Source organism: Steroidobacter sp., assembly GCF_036406195.1.
GTDB lineage: Bacteria > Pseudomonadota > Gammaproteobacteria > Steroidobacterales > Steroidobacteraceae > Steroidobacter.
In genome coordinates, this window is record NZ_DASWVW010000022.1 from 16671 (window position 1) to 39247 (window position 22577).

General features: G+C 62.5%; 21 protein-coding genes. 13 read left to right on the forward strand and 8 right to left on the reverse strand.

Annotated elements, in window-relative coordinates:
* Window positions 1-18: 18 nt before the first annotated feature.
* Entirely contained in the window at window positions 19-1392 is a 1374-nt protein-coding gene (locus tag VGE08_RS10260; protein WP_331067780.1) for a glutamine synthetase family protein, read from the reverse strand.
* 248 nt (window positions 1393-1640) lie between these two features.
* Here VGE08_RS10260 and VGE08_RS10265 point away from each other — a divergent pair, with 248 nt between their 5' ends.
* From VGE08_RS10265 to VGE08_RS10315, 11 genes are all read left to right on the forward strand, one after another.
* Window positions 1641-2411 (forward strand): gamma-glutamyl-gamma-aminobutyrate hydrolase family protein, encoded by a 771-nt coding sequence (locus VGE08_RS10265; RefSeq protein ID WP_331067781.1) that lies wholly within the window; start codon window positions 1641-1643, stop codon window positions 2409-2411.
* 5 nt (window positions 2412-2416) lie between these two features.
* Window positions 2417-3751, forward strand: a complete 1335-nt coding sequence (locus VGE08_RS10270; protein WP_331067782.1) for a glutamine synthetase family protein — start codon at window positions 2417-2419, stop codon at window positions 3749-3751.
* A gap of 60 nt (window positions 3752-3811) precedes the next feature.
* Window positions 3812-5200, forward strand: coding sequence for an aspartate aminotransferase family protein (locus VGE08_RS10275; RefSeq protein ID WP_331067783.1), 1389 nt, complete (start codon window positions 3812-3814; stop codon window positions 5198-5200).
* Window positions 5201-5421: 221 nt separating this feature from the next.
* Window positions 5422-6522: a polyamine ABC transporter substrate-binding protein gene (locus tag VGE08_RS10280; RefSeq protein ID WP_331067784.1), complete on the forward strand. Its 1101-nt coding sequence runs from the start codon at window positions 5422-5424 to the stop codon at window positions 6520-6522.
* 15 nt (window positions 6523-6537) lie between these two features.
* Window positions 6538-7698 carry an ABC transporter ATP-binding protein gene (locus tag VGE08_RS10285; protein WP_331067785.1) on the forward strand — a complete coding sequence of 387 codons (1161 nt, stop codon included), beginning with the start codon at window positions 6538-6540 and terminating at the stop codon, window positions 7696-7698.
* On the forward strand, window positions 7695-8702 hold the full coding sequence (locus VGE08_RS10290; protein WP_331067786.1) for an ABC transporter permease subunit: 1008 nt from the start codon (window positions 7695-7697) through the stop codon (window positions 8700-8702). Before VGE08_RS10285 ends, VGE08_RS10290 begins: the two co-directional genes overlap by 4 nt.
* Window positions 8703-8712: 10 nt before the next feature.
* Window positions 8713-9549, forward strand: a complete 837-nt coding sequence (locus tag VGE08_RS10295; protein ID WP_331067787.1) for an ABC transporter permease subunit — start codon at window positions 8713-8715, stop codon at window positions 9547-9549.
* Window positions 9550-9600: 51 nt separating this feature from the next.
* A complete protein-coding gene (locus VGE08_RS10300) occupies window positions 9601-10746 on the forward strand; it encodes a methionine aminotransferase (RefSeq protein WP_331067788.1) in 1146 nt (381 codons plus the stop codon).
* A gap of 128 nt (window positions 10747-10874) precedes the next feature.
* Entirely contained in the window at window positions 10875-11684 is an 810-nt protein-coding gene (locus tag VGE08_RS10305) for an amidohydrolase (protein WP_331067789.1), read from the forward strand.
* Window positions 11681-12847: an aminotransferase class I/II-fold pyridoxal phosphate-dependent enzyme gene (locus VGE08_RS10310; protein WP_331067790.1), complete on the forward strand. Its 1167-nt coding sequence runs from the start codon at window positions 11681-11683 to the stop codon at window positions 12845-12847. The genes VGE08_RS10305 and VGE08_RS10310 overlap by 4 nt, the downstream gene beginning before the upstream one ends.
* Window positions 12848-13039: 192 nt before the next feature.
* Window positions 13040-14026 (forward strand): LLM class flavin-dependent oxidoreductase, encoded by a 987-nt coding sequence (locus VGE08_RS10315; protein WP_331067791.1) that lies wholly within the window; start codon window positions 13040-13042, stop codon window positions 14024-14026.
* A 2-nt stretch (window positions 14027-14028) separates the two neighbouring features.
* Here the strand turns inward: VGE08_RS10315 and VGE08_RS10320 are convergent, their stop codons facing one another.
* The 3 genes from VGE08_RS10320 to VGE08_RS10330 form a co-directional block, all read right to left on the reverse strand.
* Window positions 14029-14343 (reverse strand): addiction module antidote protein, encoded by a 315-nt coding sequence (locus tag VGE08_RS10320; protein WP_331067792.1) that lies wholly within the window; start codon window positions 14341-14343, stop codon window positions 14029-14031.
* Between the two features lie 2 nt (window positions 14344-14345).
* Window positions 14346-14651 carry a type II toxin-antitoxin system RelE/ParE family toxin gene (locus VGE08_RS10325; protein ID WP_331067793.1) on the reverse strand — a complete coding sequence of 102 codons (306 nt, stop codon included), beginning with the start codon at window positions 14649-14651 and terminating at the stop codon, window positions 14346-14348.
* Window positions 14652-14832: 181 nt separating this feature from the next.
* Window positions 14833-14982 (reverse strand): hypothetical protein, encoded by a 150-nt coding sequence (locus VGE08_RS10330; protein ID WP_331067794.1) that lies wholly within the window; start codon window positions 14980-14982, stop codon window positions 14833-14835.
* 151 nt (window positions 14983-15133) lie between these two features.
* Between VGE08_RS10330 and VGE08_RS10335 the strand changes: the two genes are divergently transcribed.
* Complete coding sequence (locus tag VGE08_RS10335; RefSeq protein WP_331067795.1) at window positions 15134-15466, forward strand: DUF962 domain-containing protein; 333 nt, start codon at window positions 15134-15136, stop codon at window positions 15464-15466.
* 78 nt (window positions 15467-15544) lie between these two features.
* On the opposite strand, the gene VGE08_RS10340 is transcribed toward VGE08_RS10335, so the two are convergent.
* Window positions 15545-16918: an amidohydrolase family protein gene (locus VGE08_RS10340; RefSeq protein WP_331067796.1), complete on the reverse strand. Its 1374-nt coding sequence runs from the start codon at window positions 16916-16918 to the stop codon at window positions 15545-15547.
* A 214-nt stretch (window positions 16919-17132) separates the two neighbouring features.
* Between VGE08_RS10340 and VGE08_RS10345 the strand changes: the two genes are divergently transcribed.
* Window positions 17133-17699: a hypothetical protein gene (locus VGE08_RS10345; RefSeq protein WP_331067797.1), complete on the forward strand. Its 567-nt coding sequence runs from the start codon at window positions 17133-17135 to the stop codon at window positions 17697-17699.
* A gap of 66 nt (window positions 17700-17765) precedes the next feature.
* Here the strand turns inward: VGE08_RS10345 and aceK are convergent, their stop codons facing one another.
* The 3 genes from aceK to VGE08_RS10360 form a co-directional block, all read right to left on the reverse strand.
* The gene (gene aceK, locus VGE08_RS10350; RefSeq protein ID WP_331067798.1) at window positions 17766-19529 is read right to left on the reverse strand and encodes a bifunctional isocitrate dehydrogenase kinase/phosphatase; all 1764 of its coding nucleotides are present in this window, start codon (window positions 19527-19529) and stop codon (window positions 17766-17768) included.
* A gap of 336 nt (window positions 19530-19865) precedes the next feature.
* Window positions 19866-21167, reverse strand: coding sequence for an NADP-dependent isocitrate dehydrogenase (gene icd / locus VGE08_RS10355; RefSeq protein ID WP_331067799.1), 1302 nt, complete (start codon window positions 21165-21167; stop codon window positions 19866-19868).
* 139 nt (window positions 21168-21306) lie between these two features.
* Window positions 21307-22554 (reverse strand): HAMP domain-containing sensor histidine kinase, encoded by a 1248-nt coding sequence (locus VGE08_RS10360; RefSeq protein WP_331067800.1) that lies wholly within the window; start codon window positions 22552-22554, stop codon window positions 21307-21309.
* Between the last annotated feature and the right edge of the window lie 23 nt (window positions 22555-22577).

The following is a 22577-nucleotide window of genomic DNA, read 5'->3' on the forward strand; positions in this document are numbered from 1 at the left end:
CGGAGCTGGGCCGATGGTTCAGCATGTGCGCGCGTACCACGCATATTCCAGCGGACTCACGTGCGACTCGAAGGCTTGCAGTTCGCCGCGGCGGGTCGTAACGAACAAGTGATGGAATTTCTCGCCGAGGTACTCGCGCATCAGGGCGCTGGCTTCGAATTTCAGTGCGGCTTCGGGCCAGGTGATCGGTAGCGTCGTGGGAGCATCGCGATAGGCGTTGCCCGTGACGGGGGCACCAGGGTCCAGGCGATGTTGCAGGCCGTGGTGAATGCCGGCGAGCACGGCTGCCGTCAGCAGATAGGGATTGGCGTCGGCGCCCGCCACTCGGTGTTCGATCCTGCGGTTCTCCGGCGTGCTCGCGGGAATCCGCAGGGCGACGCCGCGATTGTTCACGGCCCAGCTCGGGTTGAGCGGTACGTAAGCTTCGGATCGATAGCGACGATATGAATTGATGGTCGGCGCGAAGATCAGCATGGCGTCGGCCATGGTCGCGGCCAGCCCGCCGATGGCGTGCTTCAGCAACGGGCTGCCGGCCGCATCATCGTGGGCGAAAATGTTTCGACCTTGTTGGTCGAGCATGCTGACGTGGAGGTGTGCTCCGCTGCCTGCCATGTCCATGTACGGCTTTGGCATGAACGTCGCTTCCATGCCGTGGCGAGCGGCGACGCCTCGCACCAGCCGCTTGAAGCGAATTGCCTGATCGCACGCCGCGAGCGCATCCGTCGAGTGCAGTAGATTTACTTCGAACTGGCCGGGGCCGTATTCGGCGAGGGCTGTCCCGGAGGGAATCTCCTGCGCTTCGCACGCAGAAGAGATCTCGGCGAGCACCGCCGAGTATTCGTTCAGATCCAGCATCGAGTTGATCTGGGTCTGGTATTCGCGCCGGCCGGTTTGAGGCAGGCGCGGCGGTTGTGCCCGGCCATCGACGGTACGTTCCGGATCGAGCAGATAGAACTCCAGCTCGACGGCGATCACCGGCGTCAGGCCGAGTGCGCTGAAGCGTTTCAATACATTGGCCAGCACATGCCTCGGGTCGCCGTAAAAAGGCGAGCCATCGTGATCGATCATCGATACCTGCACCTGCGCGACGCCCTCGCCTTCGCGCCAGGGCACCGGCACCAAGGTGCCGTCGATCGGCAGACAGCGGCGATCCGCATCGCCTTCGTCAAATCCCAGCCCGGTTTCCTGAATCGTGCCGCCGAGCACATCGAGCGCGAACATCGAGCCCGGCAACAAAAAGCTGCCTTGCGAGAGATGCGGAAGCTCGTCGATAGTCACGCGCTTGCCACGAGGGATTCCGAACAAATCCGCCAAAAGCACATCGACAAAGCGCGTTTGCGGGTGGCGCTGCCGGAAGGCGGTCAGCTGCACAGCGGGGTCAGTGACCGCCATAGGGGGTTACCTGTTTAAGATTTGGAGTCGTCGGGCAAGTTACCGACAGGCCCGCGCGGCAGCGAGGATAACGACTGGCCGCTGGCCGCGGCAAGGGGGCTGGCGGTATACATGCGAATATAACCCGTTGAAATAGCTGATTTTCGCCCCCATCATCCATCACCGGACGAGCGGCCGGGCCGCGGTTGTGCTTAAATGACAGCCTACAACCCCGCCGGTGATCCCACCGGTTGTTAAAGATCTTAAACGTGTCTACACGCAGGCCTCTCATCGGTATTCCGGCGGACAGGCGTCTGTTGGGCCACCATTACTTCCACTGCGTCGGCGAGAAATATATCGCCGCGGTGGCGGAAGGCGCTCAGGCGGTGCCTGTTCTGATCCCATCGCTCGGAGACGGATTGGAAGCGCGTGAGCTGCTCGCGGATTTCGACGGCATCCTGCTGACGGGCAGTCCTTCGAACGTGGCGCCGCATCACTACGGTGGCTCCGCCAGCGATCCGGGCACATTGCACGATCCGTGGCGGGATGCGACCACGCTGCCGATGATCCCGCAGGTCATCGCCAACGGACTGCCGCTGCTGGCGATCTGCCGCGGCTTTCAGGAGATGAACGTCGCGTTCGGCGGCACGCTCTGGCAGAAGCTGCACGAAGTGCCGGGCTACCAGAATCACCGCGAGGACACCGAGGCGCCGCTCGACGAGCAATACGCACCGGCGCACGACATCGAGCTGGAGCCGGACGGTTTGCTGGCGCGGCTGTCGGGCGAGCGGCGAGTGAAAGTGAATTCATTGCACTCTCAAGGAGTGCAGACCCTGGGGCCCGGTCTCGTGGTCGAGGCGCGCGCTCCGGACGGAGTGATCGAGGCATTTCGAGTGGCGGACGCACCGTCGTTCGCGCTCGGGTTGCAGTGGCACCCCGAGTGGAAATTTCAGGACAACGCTTTGTCGCGCGCGCTGTTCGCCGCCTTTGGCGAAGCCGCACGCGAGCGAGCGCGACAGCGCTCGGCCAAGAACAGGTAATTCGTATGAGCACCATTCAACAATTCTTCAAAGAACACGGCATCTCGGAGTGCGAGGCCATCATCCCCGACATGGCCGGCGTGCCGCGCGGGAAGGTGATGCCCGCGGCGAAGTTCGCCGAAGAAGAAGGCATGCGCCTGCCCGAGAGCATCTTTCTGCAGACCGTCACGGGCGAGTATCCCGACGATGAGCGCGCCATCAGTCCTTCGGAGATCGATGTGGTGATGAAGGCCGATGCCAATTCCATCCGCGTCGTGCCCTGGGCCGCCGAGCCCACCGCGCAGGTGATCCACGACAGCTTTTATTCCGATGGCCGGCCCGTGACCATGGCGCCGCGCTATGTGCTTCAGCACGTGCTGGAGCTGTATGCGCAGCACGGCTGGGAGCCGGTGGTCGCGCCCGAGCTGGAGTTTTATTTGATCGAGCCGAACACCGACTCGGACTACCCCTTGAAACCGCCGATCGGCCGCTCGGGCCGGCCCGAGATCGGCCGCCAGTCATATTCGATCGCCGCGGTGAACGAGTTCGATCCGCTGTTCGACGACATGTACGCCTTCTGCGAGGCGCAGGACATCGAGATCGACACGCTGATTCACGAAGACGGCGCGGCGCAGATGGAGATCAATCTCCTGCACGGCAATGCGCTGTCGTTGGCGGACCAGGTGTTCCTGTTCAAGCGCACGGCGCGTGAAGCAGCGCTGCGCCACAAGATGTATGCGACGTTCATGGCCAAGCCGATGGCGCGCGAGCCCGGCAGCGCCATGCACATCCACCAGAGCATCATCGACCGACGCACCGGCAACAACATCTTCAGCGACGCCGAGGGCCGGCCTTCGCCGTTGTTCTTCTCGCATATCGCCGGTCTGCAGAAGTATCTGCCGGCCGCCATGTCGCTGTTTGCGCCGAACGTGAATTCCTACCGGCGCATCACGCGGCACTATTCCGCACCGATCAATACACAATGGGGTTATGACAACCGCACCGCCGGACTACGTGTGCCGGTGTCGAATCCCAAGAACCGCCGCGTCGAAAACCGGATCGCCGGTGCCGACGCCAATCCCTATCTGGCCATCGCCGCTTCGCTGGCGTGCGGCTATCTCGGCATGGTCGAAGGACTCAAGCCGAGCGAGCCCATCACCGGCAGCGCGTATGACTTGCCGTTCTCTCTACCCCGCAACATCGAAGATTCGCTGCGGCTGCTGCGTGACTGCCGGCCGCTGATCGACATCCTCGGTGAGCGTTTCGTCATCGCCTATGCGGCCGTGAAAGAGAACGAATATGAAACCTTCCTGCAGGTGATCAGCTCCTGGGAGCGCGAGCACCTGCTGCTCAACGTGTAAGGCTTTATGAGTTACTTTCGTCGTTTCAGATAAATTCATTCAGAGTATCCATCCGCAATCATGGTGTCCTCGATCCCCGAGCGCAGCACCGCCGAATGGCAGGCGCTCGATGCAGCCCACTACATCCATCCATTTACGGACCATGCGGCGCTGAGCAAGAAGGGCACGCGGGTCATTACCCGCGCCGAGGGCGTGTACCTATATGAAGCGGACGGCCGTCGGATTCTCGATGGCATGTCCGGCTTGTGGTGCGTGAACCTGGGCTATGGCCGCCGCGAGCTGGCCGAAGCTGCCTTCAACCAGATGCAGCAGCTGCCGTACTACAACAGCTTCTTCCAGGTGGCTCATCCGCCGGCAATCGAGCTGGCGCGCCTGCTGTCCGAAGTCACGCCGCCGCAGTTCAATCATGTGTTCTTCACCGGTTCGGGCTCGGAAGCGAACGACACGGTGGTGCGCACCGTGCGTCACTACTGGAACGTGCTGGGCCAGCCGCAACGCACGGTGATCATCAGCCGGCACAACGCGTATCACGGCAGCACCATGGCGGGTGCCAGCCTGGGCGGCATGAAGCCCATGCACGAGCAGGGCGGCTTGCCCATTCCCGGCATCGTCCACATTCGCCAGCCCTACTGGTTTGGCGAAGGCGGCGAGCTGTCGCCGGAGGAGTTCGGCCTGGTGGCGGCGCGGGCGCTGGAGGAGAAGATCCTGCAGATCGGTCCGGAGAAGGTCGCGGCGTTCATCGGCGAGCCGATTCAGGGCGCCGGTGGAGTGATCATTCCGCCAGCAACCTACTGGCCGGAGATCCAGCGCATCGTCGATGAGTACGGCATCCTGCTGGTGGCCGACGAAGTGATCTGCGGCTTCGGCCGCACCGGCCGCTGGTTCGGCTCCGAGTATTTCGGCATTCGCCCCGATCTGATGCCCATCGCCAAGGGCCTTTCGTCGGGCTACCTGCCCATTGGCGGGGTGATGGTGGGCGACCGGGTCGCCGCCGTCATGACCGACAAGGCGGGCGAGTTTCATCACGGCTTCACCTACTCGGGCCATCCCGTGGCGTGCGCCGTTGCGTGTGCCGCCGTCAACATCCTGCGGGACGAGGGCATCGTCGAGCGCGTTCGGGATGATGTCGGTCCGTACCTGCAGCGGCGCTGGCAGGAGTTGGCGTCTCATCCGCTGGTGGGCGAGGCGCGCATCATCGGCTTGATCGGCGCGCTCGAGCTGGTGAAAGACAAAGGCAAGCGTCAGACCTTCCCCGATCCCGGTGAAGTGGGCTTGCTGTGCCGGGATCTGTGCATCGCCAATGGCCTGGTGATGCGGGCGGTGCGCGACACCATGATCATTGCGCCGCCTCTGGTCATTACGCATGCGCAGATCGACGAGCTCGTCGACAAGGCGCGCCTCGCATTGGATCAGACCCAGCAGCAGCTGCACCGCCAGGGCAAGCTCTAACGGCAACCACCCGTGCGCTGCGCGGAGCTTGCCAAGTCAATGTTCCGAAGAACATTTCTCTTGCCGCGGTTATAGCCCGGCCCCGCTTTCTGCGTTACGCTTTCGGCACCGCCGATAGGCTGTGCGGTGGCACGCACGTCGGTACATCAACATTGCGGGGAGAGAGCCTGATGAGTAGGTCGTTGAGCAGTTCAGTGCGCGGAGGTCTCGCGGTTGCCTCGATGGCGCTGCTAATCACGGCCTGCGGCAAGAAAGAAGAAGCCCAGCAGGGTCAGGCCCCCGGCGCCGCCGGCCAGGAGGAGAAGATCCTCCACGTGTACAACTGGTCGGACTACATCGCCGAGGACACCATCCAGAACTTCGAAGCGCAGACCGGCATCAAGGTCACCTACGACGTCTTCGACTCCAACGACATGCTCGAGACCCGCCTGCTGGCCGGCAATTCCGGCTTCGACGTGGTGGTGCCGTCGGCCTCGTTCCTGGAGCGCCAGATCAAGGCCGGCGTGTTCCAGAAGCTGGACAAGAGCCAGCTGCCGAACCTGGTCAACATGGACCCGGACATCCAGCAGCGCGTCGCCCTGCACGACCCGGGCAACGAGCATTCGGTGACCTACCTGTGGGGCACCACCGGCATCGGCTACAACGTCGACAAGGTCAAGAAGATCCTGGGCGACACGCCGCTGGATTCCCTGGACCAGATCTTCGATCCCAAGCAGATCGCCAAATTCAAGGAGTGCGGCGTGTCCGTGCTGGACGCTCCGGACGAGATCCTGAAGCTGGTGCTGCAGTGGATGGGGCGAGATCCCAACAGCCAGAAGGAGGAGGACCTGACCGCCGCGGCCGAGAAGCTGCAGCTGATCCGTCCTTACATCCGCAAGATCCACTCGTCGCAGTACATCGACGACCTGGCCAACGGCGAGCTGTGCGTGGCCATCGGCTGGAGCGGCGACATCCTGCAGGCGCGTGACCGCGCCGAAGAGGCCGGGCAGGGCGTGAAAGTGGCCTACTCCATTCCGAAGGAAGGCACGGTCGTGTGGTTCGACATGCTAGCCATCCCGGCCGATGCCAAGCATCCGAAGAACGCGCATGCCTTCATCAACTACCTGATGGATCCGCAGGTCGCCGCCAACAACTCCAACTACGTCAATTACGCCAACGCCAACGCGGCCGCGTTCGAGCTGGTGGACGAGGCAGTGAGGAACGACCCGGGCGTCTATCCGACGCCGGAAGTGAAGGCCAAGCTGTTCCCGTCGCTGGCTTACGACGAGCAGGCCACCGCGCTCATGTCGCGCCTGTGGCAGAAGTTCACCACCGGCCAGTAAGCACGCCGCCTCGCAATGGCCACGAATTCGCGGCCCCAGGAACAGCTTGCGGTCTGGACCGATCCGCAAGCTGTTCCGTACGTGCACATCGACCGTGTCACCAAGAAGTTCGGCGACTTCATCGCGGTCAACAACGTCTCGCTGAAGATCTACAAGAAGGAGCTGTTCTGCCTGCTCGGCGGCTCCGGCTGCGGCAAGACCACACTGCTGCGCATGTTGGCCGGCTTCGAGGAGCCGACCAGCGGCAAGCTCTTCATCGACGGCGTGGACATGACCAACATCCCGCCATACGACCGGCCGGTGAACATGATGTTCCAGTCGTATGCGCTATTTCCGCACATGACGGTGGAACAGAATGTTGCGTTCGGCCTGAGGCAGGACGGCGTGTCGAAGGATGAGATCCGCGCGCGTGTCGATGACATGCTCAAGCTCGTGCGTTTGTCGCAATTCGCGAAGCGCAAGCCGCATCAGCTCTCTGGCGGCCAACGTCAGCGTGTGGCGCTGGCGCGCTCGCTGGTGAAGCGTCCCAAGCTGCTGCTGCTCGATGAGCCGCTCGGCGCGCTGGACAAGAAGCTGCGCGAGCACACGCAATTCGAGCTGGTGAACCTGCAGGAGCAGCTCGGCGTGACGTTCGTGGTCGTGACCCACGACCAGGAAGAAGCCATGACGCTGTCGACGCGCATCGGCGTGATGAATGCGGGCGAGATCGTCCAGGTCGGCACGCCCAAGGACATCTACGAATATCCCAACAGCAAGTTCGTCGCCGAGTTCATCGGCAATGTGAACATGTTCGAAGGCCGCCTGATCGAGGACGAGCCGGATCACGTGCGCATCGATTCGCCGGAGCTGGGCGGCACGATCTACGTCGACCACGGCGTGAGCTCGCCGCCCGAGGCGATCGTTTCGGCGGCGATCCGGCCCGAGAAGATCAACATCTCGGTCGAGCGTCCGGCCGTGGCAGCTGGATCGAGGCAGGGCGACAATGTCGTCCAGGGCACCGTCAAGGAGATCGCGTACATGGGCGACATGTCCGTGTACCTGGTGCAGCTCGCTTCGGGCAAGGTCGTGCGAATCACGCAACCCAACACCTATCGTCACGCCGAGGATTCCATCACCTGGGATCAGACGGTGTATCTGAGCTGGCACGCTTCCAGCCCCGTGGTGCTGAGCGAATGAGCGCGCGGGCCGAGTTGCCCTCGCGCCATCGCCACAGCGCGGGAGTTCATCTCATTCTGGATTTTCTGCAGCGCCTGCCGCCTTATCGTTGGACGAGGGCGCGTCTGGTGCGTTGGGGCCTCACCGGCCGGACTGCGGTCGTCGCCATTCCGTACTTCTGGCTGCTGCTGTTCTTCCTGGTGCCGTTCATCATCGTCCTGAAGATCGCGTTCGCCGAGGCTCGCATCGGCATTCCGCCGTACTCGCCGCTGATCCAGTGGCTGGACGGCGGCGCGGCGCAGATCAAGCTGAACTTCGCCACCTTCGCCAACATGATCCAGGACAGCCTGTACTGGAAGGCATATCTCAATTCGATCAAGGTGGCGGCCATCGCCACCGTGTGGTGCCTGCTGCTCGGCTATCCCATGGCTTACGCCATCGCGCGGGCGCAATCCACCTGGCGCCACGTGCTGTTGATGATGGTGATCCTGCCGTTCTGGACGTCGTTCCTGCTGCGCGTGTACGCCTGGATCGGCATCCTCAAGAACAACGGGCTGATCAACAATTTCCTGATGTGGACCGGCATCATCGATGAGCCCATCGTGATGTTGCAGACCGACTTCGCCATCTACATCGGCATCGTGTACTCGTACCTGCCGTTCATGATCCTGCCGCTGTACTCCAACCTGGAGAAGATGGACCTGACCTTGCTCGAGGCCGCGGCCGATCTCGGCGCACGCCCGGTCAAGACATTCCTCACCATCACCCTGCCGCTGTCCATGCCGGGCATCGTCGCGGGCTCCATGCTGGTGTTCATTCCGGCGGTGGGCGAGTTCGTGATTCCGGAGCTGCTCGGGCCGTCCGATTCGCTGATGATCGGCAAGGTGCTGTGGCAGGTGTTCTTCACCAAGCGCGACTGGCCCGCGGCATGCGCCGTAGCCATCGCACTGCTGCTCCTGCTGGTGATCCCGATCGTGCTGTTGCAGCGTTCGCAAGCCGCCGAGGCGCGCGGGGCGCACCGATAAGGCCGCATCGATGAAACAATCATCGACGTTCCGCTTGACCGTGCTCGTGTTCGGGTTTGCGTTTCTGTACATCCCGATCCTGTCGCTCATCGTCTATTCGTTCAACAAGTCGCGACTGGTCACGGTGTGGGCGGGTTTCTCCACGCAGTGGTACGGCCGGCTGCTCAACAACACTCAGATTCTCGATGCCGCCTGGCTGTCGCTGAAGATCGCCGCCATCAATGCCACGGGCGCGGTCATCCTCGGCACGCTGGCCGGGCTCGCCCTGGCGCGCTTCGGAAAATTCCGCGGGCGTACGTTGTTGTCGGGCATGACCACGGCGCCTCTGGTCATGCCCGAAGTCATCACGGGCTTGTCGCTGCTGATGTTGTTCGTGGTGATGGAGGGACTGTTCGGTTGGCCGGCCGGCCGCGGGGTTACCACGGTCACCATCGCTCATATGACGTTCACGCTTGCCTACGTGACGATCATCGTGCAGTCGCGCCTGTCGACGCTGGACGACTCGCTCGAAGAAGCCGCGATGGATTTGGGTGCACGGCCCACGAAGGTGTTTTTCGTCATTACGCTACCCATCATTGCGCCGGCGCTGATCTCCGGCTGGCTGCTGGCGTTCACCATTTCGCTGGACGACCTGGTGATCGCCAGCTTCGTTTCCGGGCCGGGTTCGAGCACGCTGCCGATGGTGATCTTTTCGAAGGTACGCCTGGGCGTGAGCCCGGACATCAACGCACTGGCCTCCATCATCGTATTGCTCGTGACCATCGGCGTGGTCACCGCCGGTATCTTCCTGGCCCGGCAGGAAAAACGCCGCTTGCGCGACATGCAGATGGCCGCGGCTGCAAAATAGTCCGCGCAGCTCGCGCCGAGGCGAGCGACGGATGATCGACGAGGGGGCGGGATGCAGATCCGTTCGAAATTGCCGCATGTCGGCACCACCATTTTCACCGTCATGACCAATCGCGCCCGCGAGCTGGGCGCGATCAATCTGGCGCAGGGTTTTCCCGACTACGACGTGCCGGCGAAGCTGAAGGATCTGCTCGCTTATCACGTGGCGGCGGGCCACAACCAGTACGCGCCCATGATCGGCGTTGCCGAGTTGCGCGAGCAGATCGCGCTGAAGTTGGGGGCAAGCTATGGCCGCATGCTCAACACGGAGTCGGAGATTACGGTAACGCTCGGAGCGACCGAGGCGATCTTTTCTGCGGTTGTCTCGCTCGTACATCCGGGCGATGAGGTGATCCTGTTCGATCCCTCCTATGACTCCTATGCGCCGGCGGTGATCTCGGCGGGCGGGCGACCCATTCACATCCCGCTCGATCCGCCCAAGTTTCAGATCGATTGGGATCGTGTGCGCGCCGCGATTTCGCCGCGCACGCGGCTGGTGATGATCAACACGCCGCACAACCCGATTACGACAGTGATTCCGGCGAAAGAGCTGGACATCCTGGCCGAGATCATCCGGCCCACCGAGGCAATGGTGATCTCCGATGAAGTGTACGAGCACATGATCTATGACGGTGCGCGCCACGCCAGCATCGTCGAGCATCCCGAGTTATATGAGCGCGGCGTGGCTGTGTTCTCGTTCGGCAAGACCATGCATGCGACGGGTTGGCGCATCGGCTATGCGGTGGCGCCGCCGGACATCACTCGCGAGATTCGTCGCGTGCATCAGTTCAACACGTTCAGCATCGCGCATCCGTTGCAGCTGGCGATTGCCGATTTCCTCAAGCAGGTGCCGGATCACAATGCCGGCCTCGCCGCGTTCTATCAGGCCAAGCGCGACCGCTTCCTGGAGTTGTTGCGCAACTCCAGCTTCAGCTGGACGCCGGCCGCTGGCAGTTACTTTCAGCTGTTGGACTTCAGCGCCATCAGCAAGCAGAGCGATGCCGAATTCGCCGACCAGGTACTGCGCGAAGCGGGCGTGGCGTCGATTCCGGTATCGCCGTTCTATCAGTCGCCGCCCAAGCTCAACGTGCTGCGGTTCTGCTTCGCCAAGAACGATTCCACCCTGGAAGAGGCCGCCGAGCGGCTGTGCAAGCTTTAGGGCAGTGGTTGGCGGTTGGTGGTTGGTGGCTAGTGAAGAATAAGGGCCAAGCTCCTGTTGTGGCTAGGCACTAACCGCCAACCGCTAACCACTGGCGAGACGGGCTCCGGCGCCGTATCTTCCGGGTCATGAGCACTCTCAATGTCACATTGGTCCAGGCCGATCTCGCCTGGCACGACCCCGAAGCAAATCGCCGACGCTTGCAGGAGCATTTTGCGGCGCTGGGCAGTCAAACCGATCTCATCGTGCTGCCGGAGATGTTCACGACCGGCTTCACCATGGAAGCAAGCTCGGTCGCAGAAGCCGCCGATGGGCCGTCCGTCGCGTGGCTGCGGGAGCAGGCCGCCAGGCTTGGCGCCGTCATCACCGGCAGCATCGTCACGAAAGAGGGCGACAAATACTACAATCGCCTGGTCTGGATGCGTCCGGACGGCACGTACGAGAGCTACGACAAACGTCACCTGTTCCGGATGGCGCACGAGCAGGACCACTATTCGGCCGGCTCGCGCCGCCCGATCGTCGAGCTGAAGGGTTGGAAGGTCCTGCCGCTGATTTGTTACGACCTGCGATTTCCAGTCTGGAGCCGCAACCGGATCGGCGGCGGCGAGGCCTACGATGTGCTGCTGTATGTGGCCAACTGGCCCGATCGGCGGCGGCACGCGTGGCAGACGTTGCTCATGGCGCGAGCCATCGAAAACCTGAGCTATTGCATCGGGGTCAATCGCGTAGGCGAGGATGGCATCGGCATCAACTACGCCGGCGACAGTGCCGCCATCGATTTTCTGGGGCAGCCGATGACCCAGCCCTCGGAGCAGGAATTCGTCGCGACCGTCACGCTCCATAAGGCGGCGCTCGATGGCTTTCGAGCCAAGTTCCCTGCGCACCTGGATGCCGACGATTTTCGTTTGCTCGGGCGCGAGCCCGGAGACACGCCATGAAGATCGCCACTCGCGTCAATCACCCGCCCGTGGTCGCGGTGCCCGCCGACAACCGGCCGCTGGTGGCGCCGATCTATCAATCCGTGAAGTTCACGTTCGACAATGTGGCGGAGACCGAGCGCCAGTCTCGCGGTCAGCGCCAGGGTTTTCAGTACTCCCGCGTTTCCAACCCGACGCTGGAGCAGCTGGGGCTGACGCTGGCGGAACTGCAGGGGCGCGATGGGTGTTTGCTCACGGCATCCGGTGTCGCAGCAGTGAATCTCGCACTGCTGGCGCTGTGTAAACAAGGCGACCATGTGATCTCGTTTGCCGAGATGTATCAGCCGACGCGCTATATGGTGCGTCGTCTGTTGGCGCGGTACGGCGTCACTCATACCATGCTGTCGATCGAGGATACTGTAGGTATCGAGCAGACCCTGGCGAGCACGCCAACCCGCTTGGTGATATTCGAGTCACCGACCAATCCGGTGCTCAAAGTGCCCGATATCGAAGCGATCACTGCGGCGGCCCGGCGTCACGGTACGCTGACGGTGTTGGATAACACCTTCGCCGGGTTCCACAACTACGGTCAGTTCGACATCGACGTGTTCGTGCACAGCCTGACCAAGTATGCCTCCGGTCACGGTGATGTCATGGGCGGTGCGGTCATCGCTCGCCGCGATATCATCGAGAAGATGCGCACTGACTTCATCGTCATCGGTGCAACGCTGGACCCGCACGCGGCGTTCCTGATCCAGCGCGGCTTGAAGACATATGCGCTCCGATACGAGCGGCAATGCGCGAATGCATTGCACGTTGCGCGCTTTTTGGAAACTCATCCGCAGGTGGCGAGCGTCACGTATCCAGGCTTGAGCACGCATCCTCAGTATCATTTGGCGCAGCGGCAGATGCACGATGCTGGGACCGTCGTCTCGGTCGAGCTGAAGGAACAGGGCGTGGCACCGGCAAGCTTTGCGAATGCGCTGAAGTTGTTTGCTATATCCGCCAGCGTCGGCTCTACGGAATCATTGGTGCTGCCGGGCCAATTGATGATGCCTCGCGATCTCAGCGCGGACGAACAGCGGTGGGCGGCGGTTACGGAGCGCACCATGCGCTTGTCGATCGGCATCGAGGATGCCGAAGACCTGGTCGCCGATTTGCGGCAGGCGCTGACTACGAATTGACCGCGGCGGGCAGATCGATACATCCATCGGACCGCGCGCAGCGAAGAGAGCGGGGAGAGTAGTCGATTTGCTACGACCCAACGCTCCAGCCCGCCCCGAGGCGGGCTTTTTTGGCGCCGCGCCGCGGTCGCGAACTTCTGTTGTTCCTGCATAGCTTGAATCCGCCGGGCGGGACTCAAGTATTCTGCCGCCATGGCAATGCTATCCGTGCTCGACCTGTCACCCATCCCGGTCGGCGGCGACGCCGCCCAATCTTTGCGTAATTCGCTCGACCTCGCGCAGCACGCGGAGCGCTGGGGTTACCGGCGGTTCTGGCTCGCCGAGCATCACAGCATGCCAGGCATTGCCAGCGCGGCAACCGCGGTGGTCATCGGCCACGTCGCGGCCGGCACGTCGACCATTCGCGTTGGTGCCGGTGGCATCATGCTGCCGAATCATGCGCCGCTGGTCGTTGCCGAGCAGTTCGGCACTCTGGAATCGTTGTTCCCGGGGCGCATCGATTTGGGACTCGGACGCGCGCCAGGATCGGATCAAGCGACGGCGCGTGCGTTACGTCGTACGCTCAATTCCGATCCCGAGGCATTCCCGCAGGACGTGCTGGAGCTATTGGCCTATTTCGGTCCCGCGCAGGAAGGGCAGCGCGTGCAGGCCGTGCCGGGGCAGGGGCTCAATGTTCCCATCTGGATCCTTGGCTCCAGTCTGTTCGGCGCACAGGTTGCCGCGGCGTTGGGCTTGCCATTCGCGTTCGCATCGCATTTCGCGCCGGCGCAGTTGATGCACGCTTTCGAGATCTATCGCGCGCGGTTCAAGCCTTCCCCCTATCTCGACAAGCCCTACACGATGGCGGGCTTCAATGTGTTCGCGGCCAACACGGACGAGGAAGCGAAGCTGCTCGTGACGTCCATGCAGCAGGCGTTCGTGAATCTGCGCTCCGGCACACCGAAGAAGTTGCCACCGCCGGTGCCCGGTTACTACGAGAACCTGCATCCGCACGACCGCTCGATTCTCGACGAGGTGCTGGCGTGCTCGGCGATCGGATCTCCAGACACCGTGCGTCGTGAGCTGAAAGCTTTCGCCGAGCGCAGTGGCGCGGACGAGATCATCGTCGCGGCCATGATCTACGATCACGCCGCTCGGCTGCGCTCGTATGAAATTGCAGCCGAGGTCAACGCCAGTTGATTTCAGGCAATACGAGGAACGAATTTCAGCCCGAGCGCGCGCATCACTTTGAGAATGGTGCCGAAGCTGGGATTGGCGTCCTTGTTGAGAGCCTTGTATAGCCCTTCACGCGTCAGTCCGGTTTCCACAGCGAGCTGAGTCATGCCGCGGGCGCGGGCGATGGTGCCGAGTGCGTCGGCGATGAACGCCGGATCGTCGCCGGCTTCTTCCATGCAGGCTTCGAGGTAGGCGACCATGTCTTCGTCCGTCTTGAGATAGTCGGCCGTATCGTAGGGCGCGAATGTTTCTTTGACTCGTTTCTTGCTCTTGGTAGCCATGATCAACCTCGCCAGTCTTGAGCAATGGTCATCGCTCGCTCGATATCCCGGGGCTGCGTACGCTTGTCTCCGCCACACAGCAGAACGACAGCATCCACACCGCGCCGCATGAAGTACACGCGGTATCCGGGCCCGTGATCGATGCGCAGCTCACTCACGCCGTCGCCCACGGATCGCGCGTCGCCCGAGTTGCCGCTCCTCAACCGATCGATCCGGGCATGCACCCGGGTACGCGCTTGCCTGTTTCGCAAACCGCTCAGCCACTGATCGAACGTCGCGGAACGGAAGATCTCGAAACGCGGATTCATCGTAAACCATAGGCTACAGTTTGTAAACTCCAGTTCACGGAGGCCGCTCGACCGAAGGCGAGCAGGCGGAGCCTATAGCGGGCGTGGTGTTGCGAATTGCCGTCTTATCGGGCGTTTTGGCCGCCAAGACGCGCTCAGGCGCATGTGTAGATGAGTTAGCGCAGGGTTCGAGACGGGAAGCTCAATCCTTCCGGGCGCCGAGGCGAGCCAGCATCCTGGAAAGCTCTTCCGGGCTGATATAGAAATATTCGCAGACCCGGCCCCACAGCATGGGCGTGGGCACGTTGTGGCCGCCGCGCTCCTGCTGCGTTTTGTGCAGAACGTACAGCACGATGCGTTCCTTGCGCGTCAGGCCATCGCGGACGTCGGGGATGTGGTCGAAGTCGCTCAGCGTTCAGTGGGTGCAGGCGCGGGCCATTGCTGTTTGACGCGCGCTGGCGCAAGGTATGCGAATCCAGTTGCGTTTGTGGGAGAAAGCAAGCATGGACACCCAGCCTGCGACTGCGGCCGACCCGAGATCGTTCCAGAGCTTCGTGGAATTTTATCCCTTCTATCTGGCCGAGCACAGCAACCGCACTTGCCGGCGCCTGCATTTCATCGGCTCGACGCTGGCTCTGGTGTGTCTCGGTTTGCTGCTGGCCACCGGCAATTTTTATTGGCTGCTGGTCGGCCTGCTGTGTGGCTATGGCTGCGCCTGGGTCGGCCACTTCGGCTTCGAAAAGAACAAGCCCGCAAGCTTTCGGCGGCCCCTGTACAGCTTTGTCGGCGATTGGGTGATGTACCGCGATATCTGGCTGGGCAAGATCAAGATTTAGCCACGATGGATGCGGATGAATTCGCCCGGCGACAGCAGGGTGCGACGGGCGGGTGCGGCCCGCCCGTCCAATTGTGCTTCAGAGCTGTTCCGGGAACGCCTGGCGCTTGCCGTCGAGCTTGTGCACGACACCACGGCGCATCACGAAGTTGACGTTCTCCAGGCGCGTGACATCTTCGAGCGGGCTGCCGCTCACGGCGATGATGTCGGCGTCCTTGCCCGGTACAAGCGACCCGATGCGCGCCTCCTGGCCCAGCAGCGTGGCGGCATCGAGTGTCGCCGAGCGAATGGCGGCAGCGGGCGTCATTCCAGCCTGCACCAGTAGCGCGAACTCTTTGGCGTTGATGGCGTGATCGCCGACACCTGAATCGGTGCCGAACGCGATCTTCACGCCGTCCTTGATGGCGCTGGCAGTGTTCTTCGCGTGGCTGGCTACGGCTTCCCGGGCTTTGAGCAGGGTGTTCGGATTGCGAGCGCCTGCCTCTGCCTGCGCCAGCGCCGCGTGCGGAGCGACCATGGTCGGGACGAAGTAGGCGCCGTGCTTCTTGAACAGTGCGTTCGTGGCAGCGTCTGTGTAGGTGCCGTGCTCGATCGAGTCAACCCCCGCCTCGAGCGCCGCCTTGATGCCGTTATTGCCATGCGAGTGGGCCGCGACCTTGCGGCCGAACATATGCGCGGTGTCCACGATGGCCTTCATTTCGTCAGCGAACATCTGCTGATTCAGGCCGCCGGCGATGTTGCTGTTCACACCGCCAGTCGCGGCAAACTTGATGACGTCGGCGCCTTGCGAGATCTGCGCGCGAACGGCTCGGCGGCAGTCGTCGGCGCCGTTGCAGGTATTGTCGGTGTGAGCGTGCATCATGTCGGCGTAGTTGCGATTGGTGTTGTTGGACGAGTCGCCGTGGCCGCTGGTAATCGAGATCATTCGTCCCGCGACGTACAGCGTCGGGCCAGCGATCAAGCCATTGTTGATGCCGTCACGCAGCGCCGAGACGCTGTGGATATCGGAGCCGAGATCCCGCAGCGTCGTAAAGCCCGCTTCGAGCGTGCGGCGGGCGTTGTCGATGCCAATGATCATGTTGTCTTCAACGTCGCGATTGTTCTGTTCGATGCGGGCGCGCAGCTTGTTATCGTCGTTGAAGATGTGAACGTGCATGTCGATCAGGCCGGGCAGCACGAACTGTTTGCTCAGATCGACCAGCCGCGCATCTCCTTCCGGCGCAATGTGACCATCCCGGATCGCTTCTATTTTTCCGTCGCGCACGATTAGCGTCGACGCACCGCGCGGGGAGGCATCTGGACGGTCGAGCAGCGTGCCTGCATGAATGTAGACGGCTTTGCCGGCAGGCGCTGCAACCTGGGCCGAGCTGTATGCCGGGCCAAGCAGTGCCATGGCGCTGGCGACTGCGACGGTCAGGGTGAGGGAGGAACGGGCGAGAAGCGATCGCTGCATGTCTTGATTCCTGTCAATGAGACCGCAAAGCGAACGATCTTAGGCAACCGGCAGGTGCTCACGCCAGTCCGCCTGCCAGGAGTTGCCCGGATTGCATATCTCATGCACGAAACCGGCAAAACTCGACGAATTGTGACGCGTGCACAGCCCGACGCCGGGCGATGCCCGAAACTTGCGCCCGGCCTTTCATGGGGAAGGAAGACAAGGAGTTCCAATGCGGAGTTTGTTTGTAGCGGCTGGGCTGGCGCTGTGCTCGGGCAGCGTGCTGGCCGCGGATTTTGGCGTCGGCATCACGGCCCGGTCGGATGACGGGATTCTGTACGTTCCCATCAATGTTTCCAAAACGTTCCGGATCGAGCCGAGCATCCGCTACATATCGAGCGATATCGAGCTGTCGGAAGACGGAGATCTCGTCAGTCAGGATAGCGACACCGTCGAGCTCGGCATCGGCGTCTTCGGCCTGAAGCAGGTCACTGACGCCGCCCACATCTACTATGGCGCGCGCCTGGCCTACATCGATACTGAAAGCACGACGGTGCAAACTCTGTTCGGCAGCGAGATTCGCACCGAGAGCTCGCAGGACGGGTACCGCATCGGTCCTACCGTCGGGTTCGAGTACCTGTTCGGCGGACATTTCTCCGTGGGCGGCGAGGTCAGTTACACGTTCCAGGATGTGGAAGGCAAGTCGACCACGAGCGCCGACTTTTTCTCGTCCGTGAACGAGGTCGAGCAGAAGGCCCACGGCACGCAGACGCGGTTGATTTTCAGATATATGTTCTAGCGGCCCGCGACTGGAGCACATGCCGGGCGAGCGTGCCTCGCCCGGCTGCGTCGACTCGACGCAAGGTTACAGGCTGCTGAACACCCGCACGCGATGCCGGTGGTACGGCAGCACTTCCAGCACTTCCCCTTCCAGCAGGCGCTGTTGAATGCCGCGCCACCAGTCGGCGGTCATGATCTCGCCATGCACCTTCATGAATACTTCCTTGAGCTGCGGATCGAAGCCGAGGAACTGCATGAACGTTTCGGGGAACACGTCATTGTCGTTGACGTGGAACCACGCTTCGGCGCGCAAGTCGTCTTCGTCGAACTGTGACTGAGGCACGTCGCGGAAGCGGCAGTCGGTGACGGCGCAAAGCTCGTCATAGTCGTAGAAGATCACGCGTCCGTGGCGCGTGACGCCAAAGTTCTTCAGCAGCAGATCGCCGGCGAAGATATTGGTGACCGCCAGGTCGCGAATGCACTGGCCGTAGTCGAGCACGGCACTTTCGGCGTCTTCGCGCGAGGCGTTGCGGATGTACAGGTTGAGCGGCGTCATGCGGCGCTCGATGTAGACGTGATCCATGATCACGTCGCCGTCCTCGAAATGGACGGTGTTGGCGGCCTCGTCCCTCAGCTCGTCCACCAGTTCCTTGGCGAAGCGCGAGGCCGGGAACTTCAGGCGCTTGAATTCCTGCGCGTCGACCAGCCGGCCGGCGCGGTCGTGCTTGAAGACCATTTCATATTTCTTCTGCACCTCCTCGCGCAGGATGTTCTTCGGGTACGCGAAGCGGTCGCGAATGATCTTGAACACCACGTCGAAGGAGGGCAGCGTGAAGCAGATCATCACCAGGCCCCGGTCGCCCGGTGCGTGCACGAATTGATCGTCGCTCTTCTGCAAATGTTTGAAGAGCTCGCGATAGCGTTCGGTCTTGCCCTGCTTGGCGCGGCCGAGCACGGTGTACAGCTCGCTGACCGGCTTGCGCGGCAGGATGCTCTTCAGGAACACGATGGCCTGGCCGACGTGCGCCAGGTCGGCATGGAAATACGAGCGCGTGAAGCTGAACAGGATGCTGACGGTGCTCTCGTCCATCATCACCGCATCGATGCGCACGCCGCTTTCGGTGTTCTGCAGGGCCAGCACGAAGGGCAGGCGCCAGCCCGGCCCCGAGATGCGGCCGACCAGATAGGCGCGCGTCATCTGATAGAACACGGTGCGGATGATTTCGATCTGATCGACTTGCAGTGGCGGCTTGGATGCGTCGGCGTCCGCCTCGCACTGCGCGCGCACTTCATTGGTGATGGTTCGCACGCTGCGGTCGAAGTCCACGTATGGCGTGCGGAACCGAAAGTCCGCCAGCACTTCTTCGAACAGCAGCTCGAGCGAGCCGCGGTTCACGTAAACGTTGGTATCGATCGGCGAGGTGACAGTAGCGATGGGATCGAGATCCAGCGCGACGAATTCCACGGCCGGGTCGACGCCGATGGTGCCGAACGTGCGGCGTGTCACTGAGTTGAAGAACGTCTTGTCGAATTCGAGATCGGGCAACGCGGCGATCAATTCGGTGAAGCGGCGCTTGATGCTGCTCCACAGGGCCCGCTCCGTCACATCCTCACCCAGCCGTGCCTGCATCTGATGCACGGCGCGATTGACGCACTTGTCGTAAAGCTCGATGCGCTCGACCGCGTCCTTCAGGCTGCCTCGCCAGTCGCGCTCTTCGAAGCGCTGCGGCGCGCGGCGTGTGATCGCGCGAAATTCGGCGTTGTAATCGGCGAACGATTGCACGAGGGCGCCGGCGCATGTGTCGACCAGCGCGTCGCGAGAAAGAACGGTGGCTGCTGAGGCTGACATTCAGTTGATTCCATGGCCCCGGGATCCGCGAGATCCCGTGAAGATGTCTTAGATATTACCGCGCCCCAATGCAGGCGCGACAGCCGCGCAACCGGGGGCCCCGGCTGGCTCACCCTCTGCCACGTCCCAGGGCGCGCCTGGTCGAACAATGAGCCGTTCCCCGTAGGAGAGCGCCGTCCCGGCGAAATACTTCGCTCTGTGCGGAATCCAGATAGAGAATACAGTGAATTAGAAAAGCGCTTGCCCCTTAGGGGCTGGGTTTTCCCCGAAGGGGGAAAACCCATTTGAAAATCCAGCAAAGAGCGGTTCCCCCGCCAGGGGAGAACCCGCGCCCCCTTACAGATTCCGGATCAACGCATCGCCAAATTCCGAGCACTTCACTTCCTTCGCACCTTCCATCAAGCGCGCAAAGTCGTAAGTGACCGTCTTCTGGCCGATCGTCTTGTCCATGGCCGCGATGATGGCGTCAGCCGCCTCCACCCAACCCATGTAACGCAACATCATTTCGCCCGAGAGAATCACCGAGCCCGGATTCACCTTGTCCAGGTTGGCGTACTTGGGTGCCGTGCCGTGCGTCGCTTCGAATACCGCATGGCCGGTCACGTAGTTGACGTTGCCGCCCGGCGCGATGCCGATGCCGCCAACCTGGGCAGCGAGCGCATCCGACAGGTAGTCGCCGTTCAAGTTCATGGTGGCGATCACGTCGAACTCTTCGGGGCGCGTCAGCACCTGCTGCAGCGTGATGTCGGCGATCGCGTCCTTGATGATGATCTTGCCGGACTTCTTGGCCGCATCCTGTTCTTCGTTGGCGACCTTCTCGCCCTTGGCGGCCTTGGTGCGCTCCCATTGATCCCAGGTGTACACCTTATCGGCGAATTCCTTCTCGGCCAGCGCATAGGCCCAGTTACGGAACGCGCCTTCCGTGAACTTCATGATGTTGCCCTTGTGCACGATCGTCACGCTCTTGCGCTTGTTGACGATGGCGTACTCGACGGCCGCGCGGAACAGACGCTCAGTGCCTTCCTGCGACACCGGCTTGATGCCGATGCCCGAAGTCTCGGGGAAGCGGATCTTCGCGTACTGCTTGGGGAACGCGGCCTTGAACGATTCCAGGAACTTCTTGTTATCCGGCGTGCCGGCTTCGAATTCGATGCCGACGTAGATGTCTTCGGTGTTCTCGCGGAAGATCGTCATGTCGACGCGATCCGGGGTGCGCACGGGCGAAGGCACGCCCTTGAAGTAACGCACCGGGCGCAAGCAGACGTACAGATCCAGCATCTGGCGAAGCGCGACGTTCAACGAACGGATGCCGCCGCCGATCGGCGTGGTGAGCGGGCCCTTGATGGACACCAGGTAGTCGCGGCAGGCCTGCACGGTTTCATCCGGCAGCCAGGTGTTGAACAGATCGTTGGACTTCTGACCCGCGTACACCTCCATCCAGTGGATCTTTCTCTTGCCGCCATAAGCCTTCTGCACGGCTGCATCGAGCACGCGCACCGAGGCGCGCCAGATGTCCGGGCCGGTGCCGTCGCCTTCGATGAAGGGCACGATGGGCTGGTCGGGAACGCTCAGCTTGCCGTTCTGGATGGTGATTTTCTGCCCCTGCGGGGGCACGTTCAGTTTTACTGCGGTCGACATCGACGAACTCCGTGGAGCTGGTTCGTAAGTGGATCTTTGAGCCGGTATTTTGGGGGGCGGCATGCTACCACACCCGGGTCGCTCCCGGCCGGTCGCACCAGGCGGGGGCGGGTCGCGGAGGACGAGACGAGCCCGCCGCTCAGAAGCTCACGGTTGCCGTCACACCGCCGCCGGCGTTTTCCAGGCGAATGGCCCAGCCGTAGCGTTCGCAGATCCGTCGCACCAGATACAGCCCCATGCCGTGGCCGCCGGGGTGCGAGGTGAAGCGGGGAGGGATGTTTTCCAGTTGTCCGGTGCCGGATTGCCCGGCGCCAGGCGGGTTGCCCGACTGCACCAGGCCAGCAGGCAGCGCACCGCCATTGCTGACTACCAATTGACGGCCTTCGGAGCGGCACAGAATCTCGGGGCCCGCGCCGTGCTGAACAGCATTGCGCACCAGATTGCCGAGTGTCATGGCGACCATGCTTTCCGGAGCCGCGACTCGCAACGGGCCGCCGTGTAGATCCATCACGATGTTCTTTTCTGGTGCAACGCTGCGCTGGTCCTCGACCACCCGGGTCAGCACCGCATACACGTCGCAAGCGGTTTCGGCGGGCGTCGCACGCTGAGGTTCGCGGGACAAGGCCAGGAGTGCGTCGGTGAATTCACTCATTTCACGGACCGCACGTTGGATGCGAGCCAGCGCCTTCGCGGCGGCCGGTTGACCCGCAGTCTGCGTTTCGAGGAGCTCTACCGCTCCACGCATTACTGCGAGCGGCGTGCGCAATTCATGGCTGGCGGTGGCGGTGAACGATTGCTCGCGCTCGACGAAGCCATCCAGCCGTTCCATGAACGTATCGACCGAGCGCGCGATAGGCTCGAGCTCGTTGCCAGCGAAGTGCGAGCCGATGCGCACATGACGCTGGCCCGGATCGATCCGCGTGAGCTGATCGGCAAGCGCCGTGATGGGCTCGACCAGCCGGCGCGAAATCGCAGTGGCCGCGAGGCCGGCGATGATCACGACGCCCACCACGCCGAGGCCGAGCACGAGCAGGGCGATCCTTTCCTGCGTGGCATAGGTGGTCACGTCGTAGGTGATATACAACCGGCCGAAATTGCCATCGCGCACCAGCACGTCCAGCAGCCGCCCGCCCGATCGCACCCGGTGCATCTCGCCGGGCTTGAGCATGGCGATGTGTCGCGGCAGCTCGGAAAGATCGCTGGATCGGTAAATGCTCAGGCGCGCCGAGCGTAGCGGCTCGGCGCCGCGATCCGCATGCAGGCGCTGTTCGAAGTGGGTGAGCTCTTCGGAGAGCAGGTCGAGCGTGATGTTATGTTTCAGACGTTCGTCGGCGAGATAAGCCCAGGCGCTCAGGATCAGGCCGGCCATCGCCAGCAGCGCGATCATCGTGCCAGCGATGCGCGCGCGCA

What these genes read in the sequence shown, in the direction of transcription:
- VGE08_RS10260 (WP_331067780.1), bottom strand. Translation starts at nt 1,392, where the DNA reads ATGGCGGTCACTGACCCCGCTGTGCAGCTGACCGCCTTCCGGCAGCGC.
- VGE08_RS10270 (WP_331067782.1), top strand. Translation starts at nt 2,417, where the DNA reads ATGAGCACCATTCAACAATTCTTCAAAGAACACGGCATCTCGGAGTGC.
- VGE08_RS10275 (WP_331067783.1), top strand. Translation starts at nt 3,812, where the DNA reads ATGGTGTCCTCGATCCCCGAGCGCAGCACCGCCGAATGGCAGGCGCTC.
- VGE08_RS10280 (WP_331067784.1), top strand. Translation starts at nt 5,422, where the DNA reads ATGGCGCTGCTAATCACGGCCTGCGGCAAGAAAGAAGAAGCCCAGCAG.
- VGE08_RS10285 (WP_331067785.1), top strand. Translation starts at nt 6,538, where the DNA reads ATGGCCACGAATTCGCGGCCCCAGGAACAGCTTGCGGTCTGGACCGAT.
- VGE08_RS10290 (WP_331067786.1), top strand. Translation starts at nt 7,695, where the DNA reads ATGAGCGCGCGGGCCGAGTTGCCCTCGCGCCATCGCCACAGCGCGGGA.
- VGE08_RS10295 (WP_331067787.1), top strand. Translation starts at nt 8,713, where the DNA reads ATGAAACAATCATCGACGTTCCGCTTGACCGTGCTCGTGTTCGGGTTT.
- VGE08_RS10300 (WP_331067788.1), top strand. Translation starts at nt 9,601, where the DNA reads ATGCAGATCCGTTCGAAATTGCCGCATGTCGGCACCACCATTTTCACC.
- VGE08_RS10305 (WP_331067789.1), top strand. Translation starts at nt 10,875, where the DNA reads ATGAGCACTCTCAATGTCACATTGGTCCAGGCCGATCTCGCCTGGCAC.
- VGE08_RS10310 (WP_331067790.1), top strand. Translation starts at nt 11,681, where the DNA reads ATGAAGATCGCCACTCGCGTCAATCACCCGCCCGTGGTCGCGGTGCCC.
- VGE08_RS10315 (WP_331067791.1), top strand. Translation starts at nt 13,040, where the DNA reads ATGGCAATGCTATCCGTGCTCGACCTGTCACCCATCCCGGTCGGCGGC.
- VGE08_RS10320 (WP_331067792.1), bottom strand. Translation starts at nt 14,343, where the DNA reads ATGGCTACCAAGAGCAAGAAACGAGTCAAAGAAACATTCGCGCCCTAC.
- VGE08_RS10325 (WP_331067793.1), bottom strand. Translation starts at nt 14,651, where the DNA reads ATGAATCCGCGTTTCGAGATCTTCCGTTCCGCGACGTTCGATCAGTGG.
- VGE08_RS10335 (WP_331067795.1), top strand. Translation starts at nt 15,134, where the DNA reads ATGGACACCCAGCCTGCGACTGCGGCCGACCCGAGATCGTTCCAGAGC.
- VGE08_RS10340 (WP_331067796.1), bottom strand. Translation starts at nt 16,918, where the DNA reads ATGCAGCGATCGCTTCTCGCCCGTTCCTCCCTCACCCTGACCGTCGCA.
- VGE08_RS10345 (WP_331067797.1), top strand. Translation starts at nt 17,133, where the DNA reads ATGCGGAGTTTGTTTGTAGCGGCTGGGCTGGCGCTGTGCTCGGGCAGC.
- aceK (WP_331067798.1), bottom strand. Translation starts at nt 19,529, where the DNA reads ATGTCAGCCTCAGCAGCCACCGTTCTTTCTCGCGACGCGCTGGTCGAC.
- icd (WP_331067799.1), bottom strand. Translation starts at nt 21,167, where the DNA reads ATGTCGACCGCAGTAAAACTGAACGTGCCCCCGCAGGGGCAGAAAATC.
- VGE08_RS10360 (WP_331067800.1), bottom strand. Translation starts at nt 22,554, where the DNA reads ATGATCGCGCTGCTGGCGATGGCCGGCCTGATCCTGAGCGCCTGGGCT.